Genomic DNA, 20511 nt, shown 5'->3' on the forward strand with positions numbered 1-20511 from the left:
CTTAACTAGCAATATTTTTATTCCTCTGAAGCATTCCAAATTTTAAGAAATTCAGATTGAACTTCTGAAGGTAATTCGTTAATTCCTCTTTGTAAAATTCCGAGTGCCTCCTTATGCTTGGGGAATTTTTCAGGATTATAGTAGTGACAAACATTAGTCAGAAATAAATCTCGTTTCTGAATTTCGAAGATATCCCATTTTGTTTGAAAATCAGCCCAAAGAGGACGATTTTTTGATATTTTTTCTTCTAAAAAATTCAGAGCTTTTGTTTGATTTTCCTGATTTTTTGAAAAGGGGTTCTGATATAAATTGCAGACAAAAACAATATCAATATCTGATAGTTCTAGTTCTGATATATGGGAGGTTTGTTGTCCACAGTTCGCTCCTGTTCCTGGATTATATGTTGGAGGTTGTATATCATTTTTGGTTTTAACTGAATCAGTTGTAAAACAAACAATATTAATTATTTCTGGATCGTTAGGGTCAGCCTTTGTTGATATAAAAGTTGCTCCAACAAAAGCTTTGAGATTAGAATTTTCTTTAGGAGTAGCAAAATGAATAGCATAAAAATATTTTTTATCAGGGCTTATGCCAATATCAAAATTATCAAAATTATAATTTTTGGAGTTAATTTGAAATTCTTTAGGATCTATTTTACTTGTGGAGTCAAGAAAAACTTCATCGCAGTCCGGCGGATAGTGATGTAGACAGGAATTTTTTTCATGTCCATGATGTGTATCATCCTCTACTGCTTTTTTTTGAGCTTTAGACATAGAATACATATCATATATTACTTCTTTTTCTTGAGGTTTAAGGGATGAAGATTGAATCGGTATTGGATCTGGAGAAGGGGATCTTTGAGGTGAGGGGGTTGGTGTTGGAGTTGGAGGAATTGAATTGTTATTTGCCTGATATGAATTTTTATTTGCCTTTGCCAGCCTAATCATTGTTTTGATATTGCTGAGATTAGGCTTAATTGCAATACCAACACTCAATCCTGTATATTTATTTCTATCAATTACAATACCTTCGCTGTTTAGTTCTCGGCGACTGCCAATATGAATTCCAACCAGACAGCCTTCTTTATTTAAAATGGGACCACCACTTATTCCTTTTAAGGAGGTGTTAATCGTATCTTTATAAGTGTAAGTGAAAGTAGAATCGGCGTTTGAAGTAGTAGAAATAATGCGCCCGGGAATCCCATAAAAACTAGGAATATTATCACCTTGAATATTTTGAATATAAGGATATCCAGAAACATAAATATCAGAACCTCCCTTAACATCATCACAATCTACTTTAGCAGTGTCATAATCCTCTTTAGTCGTAAATTTTAAGACAGCTAAATCACGATTATCATGTTCTTTCAACACTTCAAGATGTTCTTTCAACACTTCAACTGGATACTGTTGATTAGAAAATTTTACTCCTAGTTTATCTGAATCTAGATCGCTGCGGATAACGTGAAATGCCGTTAAAACATAATAAGTATTTCCTTCTTTTTTATAGATTACTCCTGAACCTAAAGGTTCATAAGTAACTAAGCTTTCAATCAAAACAGTAATTTTTTCAGCTTCTTGATACATTTCTTCATAAGTTTCCAGAACAGTTAATTCCGAAACAATTTCAGGCTGAATTGTTCCTATATTTGCTGTAAGAATAACAGTAGTTAATAAACTGTATAAAAATTTCATTTTCTCTATCTCCAAGATTTGACTAAATAGTTTTTTCCTAGTGGGACTTAGACAACACAGAAGTAGAAAATAGGCTCAAACATAGACAGGTAAAAGTTTTTACATCAAAAAGGCATAATATCATGTCCAGTTGAATAGTTATAAATAAAGACGGAGAAGTCAGGAGTCAGGAGTCAGAAGCGAAGAGAAGAGAGTTTGAATGTATCAGGAGGAGAAAGTTTTTTCGATCGCTAATTATCCGGACATAATATAAATCCTTAATTACCAAGGCTTTTAGACATTTTTAGGCCATCGATGTAATTCTGTTGTCTAGACTAACTTTTAGGTATTTTTTCTCCCAGAAAATGTCTAAGTACCATAGTTCTCTCAATTCTCCCCTTAACTTCAAAAGTTAAAGGCTCTTTAAATTTGGAATAAAACCACTCAACTTAATACTATTGTGATAAAATCTATAACTAACTTTTCTCCAAAATCCTGTGTAGCAACAACCTGTGTGCCACAAGCAAAATTGTATCTTGTAAATCATACTTTTGTATATATACTATAGTGTCGTATATAAGATATACTAGAGAAAACTTTCATTGTTTCTTTTTTCTATTTTGCAAATCTACTATCAGGATCTCCATAGCTAAAGCTAGGAGTTTCCAAACTACTGGAGGTTTTAGATGAAGTATAAATTCTTAAAAAGCATAATTGTAGGGATTTTTGGTGCGTTAAACTTGGCAATATTCCCTCTAATTGTTCGGGCTGAGAAAACGCAAATAAAGGTTAGCTGTAACAAAAACTTATCAACAGAAATTTCTGTTTCTACTGACAAGTATTATCTAAGGTTTGGTGAAATTTTTGCCAATGACCCATACAGAGCAAAGCAACTGTGTGAAGATGTTGCTCAGAAATTACAGAGTTATGGTGATGGGCTTATCAAGCTAAAAATAGATCGAGGAAAACAAAATGATCAGGTTATAGTTTGTTTAACACCAGAAGAAAATTCTTGTACCACTAACAGTGAAGTATTATTCGTACTTGAACCAGGAGAAAGTGAAGAAATTTTAAATGGTTTATTAGCTGAGAAGATTGACCCTATTGATCGACATCGTAATGGCTTATCAACTTTTCCCACTGTTGATCTAAACTTTTTGCAAAGAACAATACAAAGACTTCCATTTTAATTTTATTGGCCTATTTTAGTAATTTTGTCAATAAATCTCAATTTTAATAAGGATTGCTTGTTTGAATCTTTAGGGACGTTGTGTGCAGCGTCCCTAAATTGTTATTAATATTACCTAAATATAAATCTTGACTAAAAATCAAGTATATCTTGCTCTACATTTCTTTGCAATTTTTTTAACTCTTCACAAGTTTTATCGCTTGTATTTTTTAATTTACAATCATCAACTGCTTCTGTCAGAGTTCCAATAGCGAAATCTTTATAAGTTTTATAAGTTTCAAAGTTATCTTTTTGTTCTGGGTCACTTCTTGCTATTTTTGCCAGACAAATCCAAGCTCTACCCTTAATTTCTAAATTTACTGCTAAATATTGTATATCTTCGCAATCTTCTGATGCTCCTTTAAAATTTTTATTTTCTAATTCAAGATAAACTCTAGCTCTGCCTAGTAAAGTTACTGCTTTTAAAGGATCGTAGTTTTCATTTATTAGCTTCAAGGCATCGCTGTAAAATTTTTGTGAGTTATCAAAACTAAGATTTGCTTGTTGTTTGTCACTCATTTTTTTGTGAACTGTACCTTCTCTAAAATAAACTTCTCCTAAGCTTTTATTATAATCTGTTTCTAAATAACTGTTATAATCTGAAAGCTGTTTGTTCTCCTGAATCTTTTGCAAACTTTTACTAAAAAATTCCAATGCTAGTTTATATTTATTAAGAGCTGTTTGATTATTGCCCTCAGTTTCTTCCTGATATCCCCATTTTTTGAATGTTTGACCCCTATTATTTAAAGCTTCTGCGTAGCTCTGACGAATTTCTCCTTTGTATTTTTCATTATTAGAATTTTCCTTCTCAACTTTTTCGTATTCTTTTATAGCAATTTTGTGATAATCATTGGCTGTGTCATATTTCCCTTGTTCCTGATGATAAACTGCTATACAGTTATAAGTTTCTGCATACAATAATAAAAAAATTTTTTTTTCTTTTGCTAGCTCTTTTGCTAGCGCTTTTGCATTATTGCATGATTCTAGATATTCTTGATCGAGCTTACCTAACTTACTAAGTGTATAAGCCTTATCTATCAAATACTTAGGATTTTTTGGATTACTGTCTATGAGCTGCTGATACAACTTATAAGCTTCTTCGAGCTTTTCTGTTGCTTTTTCTGGTTGACCAATACTGATCAATTCATCTGCTTCTTTTCTTAGTTTGAATGCTATATTGCGCTTTTTATTTGAGCTGTCATCAATAAAGATAGCCCAACTAAGAAGCATAATACAAACTATCGCCCCAAATGTAATTGCTACCATCCAAACATTCCACTTAATTGATGGTTGAATTTTAAAAATTTTTTTTCTCTCTAACTTTCCTAAATCGTTGAGAACTTCTTGTGCAGATTTATAGCGCCTTTGTACAGGATCAAAAGCTACCATCTTATCCAAAATTCTGACTAATCTATTATCAACTTGAATATTATTACTCCAGTTATATTTCCCAGTTTTTTTATCCCGCAGACCTAACTGATATGGTTCTTTTCCTATTAATGCTTGAATGGCAGTTATTCCCAGAGAATAAATATCACTATTATATTCAATTTGTTCATTTCCCTGAGATTGTTCAGGTGACATATAATATCTAGTTTTTAATGATTGTGTAGAGGTACTTGACTGATTGAAATTTTCGGAAAAACTCACCGCTTTTTTTACTGAACCAAAGTCAATCAAGACAAACTTTCCATCAGAAAAACGTTGCATAATATTAGAAGGTTTAATATCGCAGTGAATGACATGGTTTTTATGAATAAAAATTAATATTTCTAGCAATTGCTTTAAAAATTCAATAACTTGATTTTGGTTCCAACTTTTTTCCCTCAACAACTCTTGACGAATATCTTCACCTTCTATATATTCTTGAACTAAATAAAAAGCTGACTGGTCGGAAATATTGTGTTCTCCTGATTCTTCAAAAGAATCCACCAATTTAGGAATCCTGTTGTGTGAACCTAAAAGCGTTAAAGCTGCTACTTCGTATTTAAATTTTTCTCTTGCTTTGCTTCTATTTAAATTATTATTGTTTTCAAGTTTCAGTTGTTTAATTACACAATGATAGGTTTTACCTTCTTCTATACATTCTGCTAGATAAGTATTACCAAATTTCCCGCTACCTAAATAACTCTTAATTTTGTAAGTGTAGGTATTATTGTTAAGAGTTAAAGCTGGTAAATCGTTCAGAACATCCCTCGCAAATTTGTAGCGCTCCTTTGGGTCAAAAGATACCATTTTCATTAGAATTTGAGATACCTTTTCATCAACTTCGGATAGTAAATCTTGCCATTTTACTTTTGCAATCTCATCAGTATCATAACAATGAGATAGAGGATATTTTCCGATTAAACCTTCAATTGCTACTAAACCAACAGAATATATATCACTACAAGGACTTGGTTGTCCTTTCTGTTGTTCGGGAGCCATATAAGAAGGAGTACCACGATATGTAGCAGTCTGATGTTTCTGAAGGTCATTAGAACTTATTAATTTTACTAAGCCAAAATCTATCAGATATACTCTTCTATCCTGCCTACGTCTAATTAAATTTCCCGGCTTAATATCACGATGAATTAAAATTTTTCCAGATATACTTTGGGTTTGCAAATGGAATAATATTTCCAAAACATCTATCAGAAACAAAATAACTTGGATTTTATCCCATTTTATTTCATTTTTCTTATTATTTTCAAATTCTTTTTTCAGATTATTACCCTCAATATATTCCTGAACTAAGAACCTACTTTCTTCTTGATGATATGGTAAATTAAAAGTAAAAAAATCAATCATTTTTGGCACTCGCTCGTGATCGATTTTTTTCAAAGTCTTAGATTCCTTGTCAAAGTCCTGTATTGCTCTATTCCCACGAGTAGATTTTTCGCTAAAATTTTCTAATTTCTTAACTGCACATTTAGAGTTATTATGAGATAAATCTTTTGCTAAGTAAGTACTACCAAAACCACCTTTACCGAGAAGTTTCACAATACGGTATTTACCCTTTTCACCAGTTATTATTTGACCTATGAGAGGATCTTTTGGAAATTGTTCGTTACCCTGATTCATATTAGTATAGGAAAATATATTTGCTAAGTCTAAGTAGAGGACAAAAGCTTAAATTCTATAATAGGAAAAGGTTTCATAGAACTTAAATCATAATATCCATGAAACCTGATATGAATGAAGTTAGTTGACTACAAAAAACTTTAAAAAACCACGGGTGTTGAATTTTTGGTTTTATAGCATAAGAGAAGAAGCAAAGACTGAAAAATATGACGTTTTCTGAATTTTAAGTTTTTGATATGTCTGCGCCTTTTCCTTCGACTGCTATAGTAAGCATATTTTTCAACAACACTATTAGGGAGAACCCCCCCACATTCATGTAAAGTCTCTACAAAATTATTATAAATTTAATTCTTATAAAATTCCAGCTAAAACCTAAAACCTAAATTTTAAGCTTCTGATATGAAATACAAAAAATTATGCTACTTACGAATCTTTTCATCTCCCCACACTTCCCCCACTCCCCTACTTCCCCACTCCCCCACTCTCAACCCAAGGAATAATATTATCCTCAGCTAACTTTTGAGAAACAGCGATCGCTCCATAAAGATTCAAATGACTAGGGTCAGAAAATTTATCATAAGCATCTGGCCATGCAGTACCTAAATCTCGGAATAAAAAGTTTGAATATTCTAGAGGTAACTGCTGCATATATTCTTGAAATTTTTGTTCATAGTTAGTTCGCGCCTCATCTAAATATGCTGTAGTTAAAGGCATATTTACAAATACAAAATTAATTCCTATTGCCTGAGTATATTGTAGTAAGTTTTTAAGTGCGGTTATCTGTTTTCCTGGCAACTGGAAGTTAGCATAATCTGCATCATATTTACCTGAAACTTTAGCATAGTTCTGATAGTAATTTTCTGGCTCAAACTTAATCGAAATTGGTAGGAAACCGTTAGATTGAAATTCGTCTAATTTATCAATATTTTCCTCTTCTACTGTTACGTTTTCTCCCTCTTTTTGCTGCCAAAAATTCCAGTTTTCTTGGGGATTATTTATGATTGAACTTATTAAACTTTTGAGGCGATCGCGCTGTTGATAAGTAAGCGATATTTCCTCAATTTTTTCCTGTAATTCTTTGAATATTTGTTTGTATTTTTTAATGCCAAAATTCACAGAAGTTTCTGATGTATTTGTCTCAATAGTAAATGTGCCAGCATCTACTTCCTGATAGCCTTCAGAACTCGCAATAATATCAAAAGTTCGATCCTCTCTGCCACTATTAAGAGCACGGACTCCATCAGCAAATATAATTAATGGTGGCAGTTGTTCTGCTGGTAAAACCTGACGCACAATTAAATCTACTACCTGAGCTGTTGCCCCATTTATGCCAAAATTATAAACTCTTAAATCTGGATATCCTGCTGTTGCCAAACTTTCCTCAAGTACTGTAGGATTAACTCCTCTTAATGCTCTAGAACTACCAACTATTAAAATATCTGGTGGTTTTTTTTCTACTTGTAAATATTGTTGATAACGAACTAACTGTTCATCTAATTGCGGACTATTAAAACTAGGATAAGTAGAAAATTCAGGAGCTTCCACAGAATCTTCATTCACTTCTGTAGGAGTTTGACAATTCGGACCCTGACAAGTATTTCCAGATAGGGAAATATCTGGAAGTTGCTCTAAGACTTCACCTAATTTTATATCTGTTTGAACTGTCAACAAAATACCCATAAAAGCACAGGCAAAAGCAGTCACCCATTTACCAGAATTAAAAGTATTATATGTTAATGAATTACCCATTTGTGTAGAGTATTCTTCATTAGGAATGAACAAACGAGAAGTAATAAGTAACTGTTGAAGAGCTGTAATAACTGTGTAATTATTATGAGGAATTAACAGCTTTGAGTCAAATTTTTCAGTTTTCTGCGGCGTTAACTTGAGAAAAACACGATCCGCTCTTTTTCCTAATAACAAATCCATATCTGCAGAAGCAGCAAACTCCGGAGGTTGTTCCGAATACTGACGACTTCTGGTAGTAAAATTAATACCATAGCGCCACAAAGGCAATTTTTGACCAGCACGACGTCCATACACCCTCACCCCACTAATTCCTGGAACTTGAAGTTGACGCAAAAACTGAGCGATAGGTGGTCCTACTTGAGATTGAGAAGGACAAGTAGGAGCTTCACTCATAACGTGCAATAATTCATGCTTAGGTAATATAAGTACCCGGATACCACCTGTTTGTAATTTTTGATCGAGGTCTGGATTAAGGAATTTGTTTAACAGAAAACTAATAGCATCATAGTTTCCCTGACTTGCCAAAACTTTAGCACTTGCTGCCATCTCTGGATTTTCCGATGCTGGTAAATTCAACCAGTCGATCCAAAGAGGTGACTCTGACTTTTGTTTCGGTTCATTAATAATACAACCATAGATAGTAGCAGCTTGGATACCTCTAGGTAGAATAGTAGATAATGTAGAGGCGATCGCTTCTTTTGTCTTCTTTTTATCTGGAGCTTCTTGGTTTGAATTATTAGTATTAGTACAGAATAAATGTAATGTAGATTCTTTGAGAGTAGCTCGAATCTTGATTCCAAGAGTAGCAAATTGTTGTTGTAGCAAACGTTCAATTGCTGCCACATCTCCCCAACTTGCCCATTCTTGTAGCATCAGATCGGGTGGAGTTAGGTCCACCCGCAACATCCAGTCCGGTGCCGTTTCACCCTGAACAAGTAGAGAAATTAAAGCTTCATGGAAATCTTTGAGTTTTAACTCTCGGAGCTTTTGGGCGATCGGTTCTGCCAATAGAGATGGAGCTGGACTATAAGCTGCTTCACAGGATACCCATAAAATTTTCTGGGTTTTCAATTCAGGACTTTTGGCAGAATCTTCTAATTGTTGGGTAGTTTCTGTTAATTTTTCCTTAAGTTGTCTTTCTCGAATACTGACATTTACAGAAACCCCTAACTCACCTAAAACTTCACTAAGATAACTAGCAATTGCATCTGGATGGCCATATTTTGCTAATCTTTGATAGGAAACCGTAAGGGGAGAATCAATTAAATACCGATCTAATTCTTCTGTTGTATTCTCTGACTCTGCTTCTAATTCATTAGGCTGTTTTGATTCTGTAACAGAAGAGTTTTCTGAGTGGAATTTTGGTGATGAAACCAGTTCTGAATTGTCTAATGTGTCATTTGTCAATACAGATGCCTTGTGGGGAGTTGAAATTAATTCAGAGGCATTGTGATTAATATCTAGTTTCGGAGATTGTCCAACAGTGACTTTTGTCAGATGTTCTTCCGGTAAAGTTTGACTATCATTTTGATTTTGTGGGTGTTTTGCAGGAACAACATAATTAGACCTCAAAAGAGCATTAACTTCTGAACCAGAGGAAGGAGAAGGAGTATTTACCTGTTGGGTCTTAGTTGCTACCTTATTACCATCAAGTTTGACTGTCCAGTCAGGTCTCCTGCGACCTAAAGTTCGGCCACATAGAAACATCTGGTAAATTCGAGGTTGATTAGGAGGCAGTAAAGATTCTAGATCGACCTGACCCAGTGCCTGGGAAAACTGGGCTAGTGCAAAGTTCATTTCTGGACATTTTTCAGCTTCACAGAGAATATGTAAATGATTGCCACGCAATCTTACCTGTACTTGCACTTCTGGAAGTCCCAAAGCTTCCTGTGCCCAATCTCCTAAAGGAGATCGATTTTCCGTCAATATAGTTTTATTCCCTTTCATCTTCTCCTTTTTGTGGGAGACTCCCTTGCTCGGCTTAACTATTCGTTAGTGACATTTTGGACTGTAGCGTATAAACATATATAAAGGAAAGCCTATTGCTAAAATTACCACAATATAGTTGAAAATTATGGGTATATTCGTATATTATTATACTATATGATTATCTTACCAGAAAGTTAGAGATTATTTGTCAAATAAATATTAGACCGCGTAGGGTGCCAAGCGTGTTAAGTAGCGCACGCCTCCCATTAAGCTATATTAAATTCTACCGTACACACTTACTGAGGTAACATCAATGCAATCCTTTCGAGAAAATTCCTCTGAAAATCCTACACTAAAAACCCCCAGTTGGAAAATTTCCTCAGATATTTTACTTAGCTTGGCCACTGGTCCTGTTTTATTAGGCTTATTGGGTAATAAAGCCATTAATGAACTATTACCAGAAATTGGCCTATATAGCGAGGAAATATTCCGGGGCGATCGCCTACCAATGCTTAATTTTCCCCAAAATTCATCAGATTCCTAATTTTATTTGACTCTTTATAGTTTCCAAAGATTCCTAAGATTTTTTAAACTTAAGATTAAGGGTGCAACAACTGCCATCCTTTTCAATAGGTTAGCTCAAAGCCTCTACTACTATGTGATTAATTAACAAAAAACATTGCTGAAAGCCTAGCTCTCAAAGGGCTACTTTACTCCCAGGCGTATGATACAGTAATGTTAGTTGAAATATGCGACCCCCTGTTACATTAGGCAAAGTGTTCCGAAAAGGTCAAAATATGCGAACCTACGGTAACGTAAAGATTTTCATTTTAAAACAGCCAATGAATTGTTATCAAAATCCGAAGTTATCGCCCATGTAGACGCGGAGCGGCGCGCCGGAGGCAAACTTAAATATTAAAGGGCAAGCATTGACCAGTTTGAGTAAATCAATTAACAATGCTGGATGGGGACAATTCCTAACTATTTTAACTGTCAAAGCCGAAAATGCTGGAGGTGAAGACTATAGCAGTAAACCCCAAAAATACCAGCCAAGATTGCTCAAACTGTGGGAAAAAAGTCGATAAAGAATTAAACATACGAACTCATTGTTACCCACATTGCTGTGTTGTAATAGACCGCGACTTGTTTGCGTTTGCGCAGCATCCCGTAGGGAAGCATGACAAACGGAAATGCAGCGATAAATATAAAAAATAGGGCGGGCCCATACGTCCTTAAAGCACGCGCTTGCCCGATGCAATGGCAGGGCTACGAAACGAGAGAGCTTACACAATGCGCGCCAGCGAGCGTGTGGGAGTATGTCACAAGTATTTTAACACTAGACCTATGACTAAATGTAAGCTACTCAATAGCCTACAAAAATTGTGGCAGATAAGAGCTAGGCAGTTTAACCTGTGGATGAAAAATGACTCACGAAATTTATAGAGAAAGATTAATCACTCTCGCTTCCTTGTGATAGAGAGAAGCAAAAAGTTATTTATTGTTAAAAGAAAGGGTGGAAAAAGAGGTACTTAATGAGGAATATATATATTAAAAATAGTTTAAAAATCCCCTATTAGCGACAGCTATTTTGAGGAGTTGATACTACTAAATCCCATTGAAAGAGTGTAAAAGTATCAAAAAATACATTTATTTTGATATCAGCAGCTACTAAGGAATAGGTAATATGAGTTCACTACTACAGTCAGAACAGACAACACTAAAACAAGGGGTTAAAAATGCCCCGACTAAAACTTCAGGTCTGTTTCTGAGTAATCGAATTAAAATAATTGAAAATTTGTGGGAATTAGTTCTAGAGCAAGAGTGTGGCCAAGAATTGGTAAGTATACTCCAGAAAATGCGCTCGGTTAATTCTCCAGAAGGACAAGCTTTTAACTTTCTAGATTCAGAAATTGTACAACTTATTGAACAGTTAGAACTCAAAGATGCAATTAGGGCAGCTCGAGCTTTTGCTATATATTTTCAGCTAATCAATATTGTTGAACAACATTATGAACAAAAAATTCAACAGTTAGCCTATTCTAATAACAAAGGTCTGGGACAACTAATCTTTAAAGACGATGAAGCTAAGGATGGTGAAGCTTGTTCATTGCGAGTTGGAAGTATTCCAGTATGGAGCGATAACAGAAGTAAACCTGAAGGAGAGGGGACATTTCATTATCTATTTCCCCTATTGCGGACTCTGAACGTACCATCTCAATTAATTCAACGATTAATTGATAACTTAGATATCCGTCTAGTGTTTACAGCACATCCTACAGAAATTGTACGTCATACAATTAGAACAAAACAGCGACGCATTGCCAAAATTTTCCAACAGCTCGATCTAGTAGAAGAAAGTTTGTCAGAATTTTCTGTAGATGGAGCACAGGAAAATTCTGTGGTTTCATCCTGGGAAACAGAATCTCTCAAGGAACAGTTAACAGAAGAAATTCGTTTGTGGTGGCGTACAGACGAACTACACCAATTTAAACCTACTGTACTTGATGAAGTAGAAACGACTCTTCATTACTTTGAAGAAGTGTTGTTTGAAGCTACTCCCAAACTATACCAAAGGTTTAAGCAAGCTCTGCATAATTCTTTCCCTTACTTAAAACCACCTACTTTCAATTTCTGTAAGTTTGGGTCTTGGGTGGGAGCTGACCGCGATGGTAATCCTTTTTGTACACCAGAGGTGACTTGGCAAACAGCTTGCTATCAACGTAAGATAGCGTTAGATAAGTATATTGATATTGTCGATTCCCTGATCGAACTTTTAAGTTTGTCGTTGCATTGGAGTGATGTTTTACCAGAACTGCTGGACTCCTTAGACCGCGACCAATTGCAAATGCCCGAAGTATATGACCAGTGGGCAATTCGCTATCGGCGAGAACCCTATCGGTTGAAGTTGTCTTATGTGAGAAAGCGTTTGGAAAATACTCGCGATCGCAACTGGCGCTTGTATAATGGTGATTCCCTCCAAAGACAAATGGAAGTTCTCTCCCAACGTCGAGAAACAGCAGCAGTTTATCGTTCTGGTGCGGAATTTCTAGAAGAGTTACAACTAATTCAACGTAACTTGATCGAAACTGGTTTAAGCTGTAGTGACTTGGAAAATCTCATTTGTCAGGTTGAAATTTTTGGCTTCAATTTAGCACGACTAGATATCCGCCAGGAATCTTCCGTCCATGAGGCTGTGATTAATGAAGTTACTGAATACTTACAAATTCTGCCTAAACCCTATATTGAAATGTCAGAAGCAGAGCGTACTGAGTGGCTATCAACAGAATTGCCTACTCGTCGCCCACTAATTCCTGCAGAACTACCTTTTTCTGAGAGAACTTGCGAAATCATTAACACTTTCCGAATGTTGCGACAGCTACAGGTAGAATTTGGCCCAGAAATTTGCCAAACTTACATTATTAGTATGAGTCGTGATGTCAGCGATATGTTGGAAGTATTGTTGCTAGCACAAGAAGCAGGACTTTATGACCCGGCAACTGGTGCAAGTGAGATTCAGGTGGTGCCTCTATTTGAGACGGTGGAAGACTTGAGAAACGCTCCCAGGGTAATGCACGATTTATTTGAATTGCCTTTGTATCGGGCAGCACTTGCTGGTGGATATAATCAATTACAAGAACCAGCAGACTCTCAAATGCAATCTGAGTTAAAGACTCTTTATTTGCAAGAAGTGATGCTTGGTTACTCAGATAGTAATAAAGATTCTGGGTTCCTCAGTAGTAACTGGGAAATTCATAAAGCTCAAAAAGCTTTACATAAAATTGGTGAGGAATATGGTATCGCATTGCGGATATTTCATGGACGCGGTGGTTCGGTAGGACGTGGTGGTGGTCCTGCTTATAAAGCGATTTTGGCTCAACCTGGTAAGAGCATTAGTGGGCGGATTAAGATTACTGAACAAGGTGAGGTGCTGGCGTCTAAATATTCTCTACCTCAGTTGGCAATGTATAACTTAGAAAATGTTACTACTGCAGTTATTCAAGCTAGTTTACTACATACAGGGTTTGATGAAATTGAAACCTGGAATGACATTATGGAAGAGTTGGCAGTGCGATCGCGTACTCATTACCGACATCTGATTTATGAACAAGAGGACTTGGTAGAATTTTTCTATCAAGTTACCCCGATCCAAGAAATTAGTCAGCTACAAATTAGTTCTCGTCCAGCTCGGAGGAAAAATGATAAAAAGAAGACAATTTCTGGTTTACGGGCAATTCCTTGGGTGTTTAGCTGGACTCAAAGTCGCTTCTTACTGCCTGCTTGGTATGGAGTAGGAACTGCTTTACAAGAATTTGTGCAAAAGCAACCAGAAGAACACCTGAAACTTTTCCAGTACTTTTATCTGAAATGGCCATTTTTTACTACAGCAATCTCAAAAGTAGAGATGACTCTAGCGAAGGTAGATTTACAAATGGCTCATTATTATGTCCGAGAATTATCTAATCCAGAAGACCGGGAAAGATTTGAGGCGTTGTTTGAGCAAATTTCTACTGAATATAAGCTAACGCGGGATTTAGTTTTACAAATTTCTGGCCATCAACGACCTTTAGATGGAGAGCCAGATTTGCAGCGTTCTGTGCAGTTGCGGAATGCTAATATTGTTCCTCTAGGTATGTTGCAGGTAGCTTTGTTGAAACGCTTGCGTCAGCATGATACAGGTACGCCAGGAGTAATTCACTCTCGCTATAGTAAGGGTGAGTTGTTACAAGGTGCTTTGTTGACTCTTAATGGTATTGCTGCGGGAATGCGGAATACAGGTTGAGAAAGAGTGTGGGGAATAGGAGAGTAGGAGAGTAGGGGAGTAGGGGAGTGGGGGAGTAGGGAACAAAAGCAGTCGAAGGAAAGAGCGCGGACATATCAAAAGCTTAATTTTCCTTCTTTCTTCTTCCTTCTTCCTTCTGCTATAGCTTAGTTAAATTAGACTTTCTGAGCAATCTGAAGTGCAGATAAGTAGGAAAGGTTAATGATATTGCCATAATATTTTTTTAAAGTTGTACTCAAATTTTCAAATAAAGTATTACGTTGCTTTGCATCCATTGCTATATAAGGTGATAAGGTGCTTAAAAGTGCTAGATAATCATCAATATCATAAGTTACTTCACATATTAATTCTTCGGAAACTAAGTTTTGAAACTTACCAGAGTCAATAACCGCATTCCCTATACTACTAATATTTTTTCGATGAGTTGCGATCGCTTCATACCCTTTTAAATCAGATGTACAGCTCTGATAAACTGAATCTAATAATTCCTGATAAATATCTTGACTTGGTTGGGGTGGAGTATTCCAAAGTAAAACTAAAAAGCCATTGGTTTTTAAAACGTCAGCAGTTTTAGCATAACGAAATTCAGACGATACCCAGTGAAAAGAAGTAGCAGCAAGCACTACATCAAACTGATTCTTTTCTAATTCCCACTCTTCAAAAGTAGTATTGATGGTTTTCACTCTTTGATAGTGAGCACAATTTTTCACAGCTATTTTATAAGATTCTGAATTTGGTTCTACGCATACCATAGAAAAACCAAGATCGGCAAAGCTAGTTGTTGCTGTTCCTGTAGCACATCCTATTTCTAAAATCTTAGTATTAGAAGAAAGTTGGGCTATTTCTACGACACGGTTGACTAATGATTGGGGATAACGAGGTCTAGTTCTATCGTAAGCATCTGCTATTTGGCCATACCAATTGGATTTCTGTTCCAGGTTAAAGTCTTGATACCAGTTATTTTTTGGTGAGGAATCAGACATAATTGTTTTAAATATTAATATTTTTATTTTAGATTAGCCTTATAATAATCGGTAAAATGTCAAGATTGTGTAAAAGTTTGGCTAATATATATTAGTGAAACATCTTGCTTTATAAAAACTTTATCTACACCCCAAATCCCTTTAGTCAAATATTAACAATGATAAAAACTTTGTTGTCTTAGTTGTCCTAATTCCATACAAAAAAACCCAGCCAGTTTTGGCCAGGAATTATTAATCAGGGTGTATCTTATGAAATTATATTTTTACATACATTGCGACAAAATCAAGAAAATTTGTTAAATAAAAAAACCTCCACCAATTACGGTGGAGGCTATCTATCAGGGTGCATCTACCATTTCTTTTTCCCATATTCTTATCCTTAATCCGGGAATTATCAATTTGATTTTCTGTTGTTTTTGTGCAAAAAAAACCTCCACCAATTACAGCGGAGGTTATCCATCAGGGTGCATCTACCATTTCTTTTTCCATATTCCTCATACTTAATCCGGGAATTCTCAATTTAATTTGAGAGTGTTTTACTGTCAAAAAAAAACCTCCACCAATTATGGCGGAGGTTGTCTATCAGGGTGCATCTACCATTTCTTTTTCCATATTCCTCATACTTAATCCGGGAATTCTCAATTTAATTTTCTACTGTTTTTGTGCAAAAAAAACCTCCACCAATTACAGCGGAGGTTATCTATCAGGGTGCATCTACCATTTCTTTTTCCCATATTCCTATACTTAATCCGGGAATTCTCAATTTAATTTTCTGTTGTTTTTGTTCCAAAAAAAACCTCCACCAATTACAGCGGAGGTTATCTTATCAGGGTGCATCTACCATTTCTTTTTCCCATCTTCCGATACTTAATCCGGGAATTATTAATTTGATTTTCTACTGTTTTTGTGCAAAAAAAAACCTCCACCAATTATGGCGGAGGTTATCTATCAGGGTGCATCTACCATTTCTTTTTCCATATTCCTCATACTTAATCCGGGAATTATCAATTTAATTTTCTGTTGTTTTTGTGCCAAAAAAAAACCTCCACCAATTAAGGCGGAGGCTATCCATCAGGGTGCATCTACCATTTCTTTTTCCCATCTTCTTATCCTTAATCCGGGAATTATAAATTTAATTTGAGAGTGTTTTAGTGCCAAAAAAAAACCTCCACCAATTAAGGCGGAGGCTATCCATCAGGGTGCATCTACCATTTCTTTTTCCCATCTTCCTATACTTAATCCGGGAATTATAAATTTGATTTTCTGTGGTTTTACTGTCAAAAAAAAACCTCCACCAATTACGGCGGAGGCTATCCATCAGGGTGCATCTACCATTTCTTTTTCCCATCTTCCGATACTTAATCCGGGAATTATAAATTTGATTTTCTGTGGTTTTACTGTCAAAAAAAAACCTCCACCAATTAAGGCGGAGGCTATCCATCAGGGTGCATCTACCATTTCTTTCTCAAGGTCATTGAAGCATTCTGGAAAATTCTGAAAAATTTTTTATATAGCACTACGCAAATAGTCAGCGGACATTTATAAATGCTCAAAGTTAGTTAGGAATTACTTCTGACTTCTGGCTTATGACTTTTGACTTGCGCGTAGCGCTATATTTCTCGATAGTTCTATTGATGTCGATGGACCATGGTTGCATTGGCCTGGTCTGTGGGTACTACCAATAGTTCGCTGATATTGACATGGGGCGATCGCGTAACGCAGAAAAATACCAAATCTGCTATATCATCTCCCGTTAATGGTGTCAAGTCTTTGTAAACATTTTTAGCTTTTTCTGTGTCCCCATGGAATCGGACATCGCTAAATTCTGTCTCTACTAAACCTGGTTGAATTTCGGTTACTCGCACGGGAGTTCCTAGTAAATCCTGTTTTAACCCCTCAGAAATTGCTCTAACAGCAGCTTTAGATGCACAATAAACATTACCTCCGGGATAAGCAGCACGACCAGCAATAGAACCAATATTAACCACATGACCTTGACTACGATTAACCATTCCTGGCACTACATAGCGAGTCATGTATAGTAATCCTTTAACATTAGTATCAATCATTTCTTCCCAATCGTTGAAGTCCCCAACATGGAGTTTATCTAAACCACGACTTAAACCAGCATTATTAATTAAAATATCAATATTTTTCCAAGGGTCAGGCAAAGAATTTATTGCTGATTCTACTGCTAGGCGATCGCGTACATCTAGCTTTAATAAATAAGTTTTACACTGGAATTTTTTAGTTAATTCATCAGCAAGTTTTTCTAGTTTTTCTTGGCGACGAGCAGCCAAAATTAGATTTGCACCTGCTTGAGCAAATACATTGGCACAAGACTCTCCAATACCACTACTAGCACCTGTAATTAAGACTATTTTATCCTCAACAGAAATCATATTTACTATTCTATAAATTTATCAATTTGATTTAATTATTTACACTATTAGGCTAATAGCTGATAGCTGAATGCTTACATTAGACATCTCCTCCAAAAGAGGGGATAGGGGATAGGGGATAGGGAATAGAGGGAAATAATTGATAATTTCTGTACGATAATTGATTTTATTTTTGATTTAACGAAGCTCAAATCCCCTACTTCCCCTCCCCTCCACCGGAGGGGTTAGGGGTGGGTTAACTTCTGACTTCGTTAATATTTCTTCCCTCCTGAGGACTGAGGACTGACTCCTTAGAACTTATCCAAAACTCTTAAACGATGGGTACTAATAGTAATACCTCCTTTTCGCATCAAAACTGCTGATAACCATCGATCTTGATAATTTTCTGTAGCCTCACCAATTTTAAAAATCCCCCCAGAAGGCAATAGTTCTAATTTAAAATTAGCAGACTCAAGATTATAAGAATTTTCATTAATTGGTTCTTCCCAAGCAGCTCCTAACATAATTTGTTCGCCCAAAGGTTCTGCAACAATCACATCAAAATTATACTTTTCACCTACTTCTACTTCTTCTGGTAAATTGATATTAATAGTAGGTGGATTTTTGCCTGATGTAAGTTGATTACGCTCGGCTAAAATTTCTTGTTCAACAATTTTTTTATCTTCATAACGCTGTTTAGAAGTAATAGTAGACTTTAATTTTATATTTCTATTGTTCATTTGCTGAATACCAGTAATGTAGGTAACAGTTTCAGCCACAATTGCATCGCCATCTGTTTCCCAGGATTTTACTTCCGTACGATATTTAACTGATTGATAAAGTTGCCAGAATTTAGATAAAGCTTCTGACAAATTTTCCCGATTTAAACCATCAGAGTTCGTAAAGTCATTACTATAGAAATCCATTACATCATCTAAGTCTTGACGACTGGCAGCTCGATCGATTTTTTTCAAAAGTTCGGTCAGTTCATCAGGGGTTTTATCTCGGTCTTCAGCTAAAGTCAAATTAGGAGATAAAACTATTCCAGAAGAAACAGTTAAACCCAGTAAGAAAGAACTCAATAATGTTGTTAATAATTTCTGAAATTTAATCAAAAATTTGCTTTGGGAGCGACATAAGATTTGAGAAATAATCATTTTTAACTTATAAAAGTTGTTAGTTAAAGATTTGTTGGTTGCCAGAACCGAATTCTATGGCCATAAGTTTTATTTTTGCCGAATGTTACCACTTTAAGGACTGATTATGAAATATTAGACCTTCTGCAAAACTGAAAGTTAGATAAATTACAATACACAAATTATCAATTTTTATTACTGTGGCCTTTTGATTTAAGATTTTTGACTTATTTCATTGTTATACCAGGGAGAAAGAAACCTTGACCAATACACCAATTAAATTGTTAATCGCGGCAAGTGGCACTGGCGGACATTTATTTCCAGCGATCGCCACTGCTAACCAATTAAAGGATTATCAGATCGAATGGTTAGGAGTACCTAATCGTCTAGAAACTAAGTTGGTCCCATCCCAGTATCCTCTCCATACTATATCAGTTGAAGGTTTTCAGCAGAAATTGGGCCTGGGGACTATAAAAATTTTGAGTGGACTTATTGGCTCTATTCTACAGGTAAGACATATACTTAAACAGGGAAACTTTCAAGGATTGTTTACTACTGGCGGTTATATTGCTGCTCCGGCCATTCTTGCTGCTCGTTCCCTGGGTTTACCAGTTATTCTCCATGAGTCTAATGTTTTACCTGGGAAGGTGACACGCTGGTTTAGTCGTTTATGTAATGTAGTGGCAGTGGGTTTTGAGGAAGGGGCAAAATATCTTCCTAATGGCAAGACAGTTTATGTAGGTACTCCTGTCAGAGAGCAATTTTTGTCCCCACAAGTGTTAGATATACCTATTCCAGATAATGTCCCTGTGATTGCAGTTGTTGGGGGTTCTCAAGGAGCAGTTTCTGTTAACCAATTAGTGAGAGAATGTGTTCCTACATGGGTTGATGCTGGTGCTTGGATTATTCACCAAACTGGGGAAAATGACCGAGATGCTTTTAGTGTAGAATATCCCCAATATTTTCCCATGACATTTTATAATAATATGGCTGGTTTATTTCAGCGGGCAAATTTAGTGATTAGTAGAGCAGGAGCAGGTACTTTAACAGAGTTAGCAGTTACTCATACACCATCTATTTTAATTCCTTATCCTTATGCTGCTGATAATCATCAAGTTTATAATGCTAATGTATTTGTAAATCAGGAAGCAGCAATAGTTTTTACTCAATCAGAATTAACTTCAGATAAACTTCAAACAGTAGTTTTGGAGTTATTAAATTCACCAGAAAAACTGGAAAAAATGAATCATGGTTCGGAAAAATTAGCAGTAAATGATAGTGCTAAAAGATTAGCAAATTTAGTCGATCAATTATTAAGATGTTAAAGTTATCAAAAAAATTCAGATAAAATTGCTGTAGGAATAGAGAATTTAGCAGGAATAGAAAGTACCAATAAGTTAACAAATTTAGTGCTTCAAGAATTTAGAATTACCTCTTCTTAATAAATAAGAGGATTGGTTAAAAGGATTTCTTTTCTTCTCTTGGTCGATGGTCGGCCTGCGAGGAGAACTCGTCATCCCTCGACCGCTTTTTTCTCCATGAATGGAGAGGCTTTATACCTGAATTTTTCGGTAAAATCTTCCACAGTA

Annotated in this window: 12 protein-coding genes; 6 read left to right on the forward strand and 6 right to left on the reverse strand. The window is 35.6% G+C overall.

The genetic code is table 11. The annotated features are described in order from the left end of the window. Window positions 1-17 precede the first annotated feature (17 nt). A complete protein-coding gene (locus tag F6K15_RS07130) occupies window positions 18-1694 on the reverse strand; it encodes a serine protease (protein WP_293058911.1) in 1677 nt (558 codons plus the stop codon). Window positions 1695-2359: 665 nt separating this feature from the next. Between F6K15_RS07130 and F6K15_RS07135 the strand changes: the two genes are divergently transcribed. Then, entirely contained in the window at window positions 2360-2863 is a 504-nt protein-coding gene (locus F6K15_RS07135) for a COP23 domain-containing protein (protein ID WP_293058914.1), read from the forward strand. 131 nt (window positions 2864-2994) lie between these two features. Here the strand turns inward: F6K15_RS07135 and F6K15_RS07140 are convergent, their stop codons facing one another. Then, entirely contained in the window at window positions 2995-5964 is a 2970-nt protein-coding gene (locus F6K15_RS07140; RefSeq protein ID WP_293058917.1) for a protein kinase, read from the reverse strand. A gap of 462 nt (window positions 5965-6426) precedes the next feature. Next, a complete protein-coding gene (locus F6K15_RS07145) occupies window positions 6427-9639 on the reverse strand; it encodes a DUF1574 family protein (protein WP_293058920.1) in 3213 nt (1070 codons plus the stop codon). Between the two features lie 316 nt (window positions 9640-9955). On the opposite strand from F6K15_RS07145, the gene F6K15_RS07150 reads away from it, so the two are divergent. From F6K15_RS07150 to ppc, 4 genes are all read left to right on the forward strand, one after another. Next, entirely contained in the window at window positions 9956-10186 is a 231-nt protein-coding gene (locus tag F6K15_RS07150) for a hypothetical protein (protein ID WP_293058923.1), read from the forward strand. Window positions 10187-10580: 394 nt separating this feature from the next. Further along, a complete protein-coding gene (locus tag F6K15_RS38175) occupies window positions 10581-10727 on the forward strand; it encodes a hypothetical protein (RefSeq protein ID WP_363267496.1) in 147 nt (48 codons plus the stop codon). Further along, window positions 10657-10857 (forward strand): zinc ribbon domain-containing protein, encoded by a 201-nt coding sequence (locus F6K15_RS38180; protein WP_363267494.1) that lies wholly within the window; start codon window positions 10657-10659, stop codon window positions 10855-10857. The genes F6K15_RS38175 and F6K15_RS38180 overlap by 71 nt, the downstream gene beginning before the upstream one ends. 469 nt (window positions 10858-11326) lie before the next feature. Next, the gene (ppc, locus tag F6K15_RS07160) at window positions 11327-14422 is read left to right on the forward strand and encodes a phosphoenolpyruvate carboxylase (RefSeq protein WP_293058926.1); all 3096 of its coding nucleotides are present in this window, start codon (window positions 11327-11329) and stop codon (window positions 14420-14422) included. A gap of 155 nt (window positions 14423-14577) precedes the next feature. Here ppc and F6K15_RS07165 read toward each other — a convergent pair whose 3' ends face one another. From F6K15_RS07165 to F6K15_RS07175, 3 genes are all read right to left on the reverse strand, one after another. Continuing rightward, window positions 14578-15405 carry a class I SAM-dependent methyltransferase gene (locus tag F6K15_RS07165; protein ID WP_293058929.1) on the reverse strand — a complete coding sequence of 276 codons (828 nt, stop codon included), beginning with the start codon at window positions 15403-15405 and terminating at the stop codon, window positions 14578-14580. Between the two features lie 1628 nt (window positions 15406-17033). Continuing rightward, window positions 17034-17807 (reverse strand): SDR family oxidoreductase, encoded by a 774-nt coding sequence (locus F6K15_RS07170; protein ID WP_293058932.1) that lies wholly within the window; start codon window positions 17805-17807, stop codon window positions 17034-17036. 290 nt (window positions 17808-18097) lie between these two features. Continuing rightward, window positions 18098-18943 carry a nuclear transport factor 2 family protein gene (locus tag F6K15_RS07175; protein ID WP_293058935.1) on the reverse strand — a complete coding sequence of 282 codons (846 nt, stop codon included), beginning with the start codon at window positions 18941-18943 and terminating at the stop codon, window positions 18098-18100. Between the two features lie 239 nt (window positions 18944-19182). Here F6K15_RS07175 and murG point away from each other — a divergent pair, with 239 nt between their 5' ends. Further along, entirely contained in the window at window positions 19183-20247 is a 1065-nt protein-coding gene (gene murG / locus F6K15_RS07180; protein ID WP_293058937.1) for an undecaprenyldiphospho-muramoylpentapeptide beta-N-acetylglucosaminyltransferase, read from the forward strand. Window positions 20248-20511: the final 264 nt, after the last annotated feature.

This window comes from Okeania sp. SIO2B3, assembly GCF_010672525.1.
Taxonomy (GTDB): domain Bacteria; phylum Cyanobacteriota; class Cyanobacteriia; order Cyanobacteriales; family Microcoleaceae; genus Okeania.

Coding starts and splice junctions, on each gene's coding strand:
- F6K15_RS07130 (WP_293058911.1), bottom strand. CDS start 1,694: ATGAAATTTTTATACAGTTTATTAACTACTGTTATTCTTACAGCAAAT.
- F6K15_RS07135 (WP_293058914.1), top strand. CDS start 2,360: ATGAAGTATAAATTCTTAAAAAGCATAATTGTAGGGATTTTTGGTGCG.
- F6K15_RS07140 (WP_293058917.1), bottom strand. CDS start 5,964: ATGAATCAGGGTAACGAACAATTTCCAAAAGATCCTCTCATAGGTCAA.
- F6K15_RS07150 (WP_293058923.1), top strand. CDS start 9,956: ATGCAATCCTTTCGAGAAAATTCCTCTGAAAATCCTACACTAAAAACC.
- ppc (WP_293058926.1), top strand. CDS start 11,327: ATGAGTTCACTACTACAGTCAGAACAGACAACACTAAAACAAGGGGTT.
- F6K15_RS07165 (WP_293058929.1), bottom strand. CDS start 15,405: ATGTCTGATTCCTCACCAAAAAATAACTGGTATCAAGACTTTAACCTG.
- F6K15_RS07170 (WP_293058932.1), bottom strand. CDS start 17,807: ATGATTTCTGTTGAGGATAAAATAGTCTTAATTACAGGTGCTAGTAGT.
- F6K15_RS07175 (WP_293058935.1), bottom strand. CDS start 18,943: ATGATTATTTCTCAAATCTTATGTCGCTCCCAAAGCAAATTTTTGATT.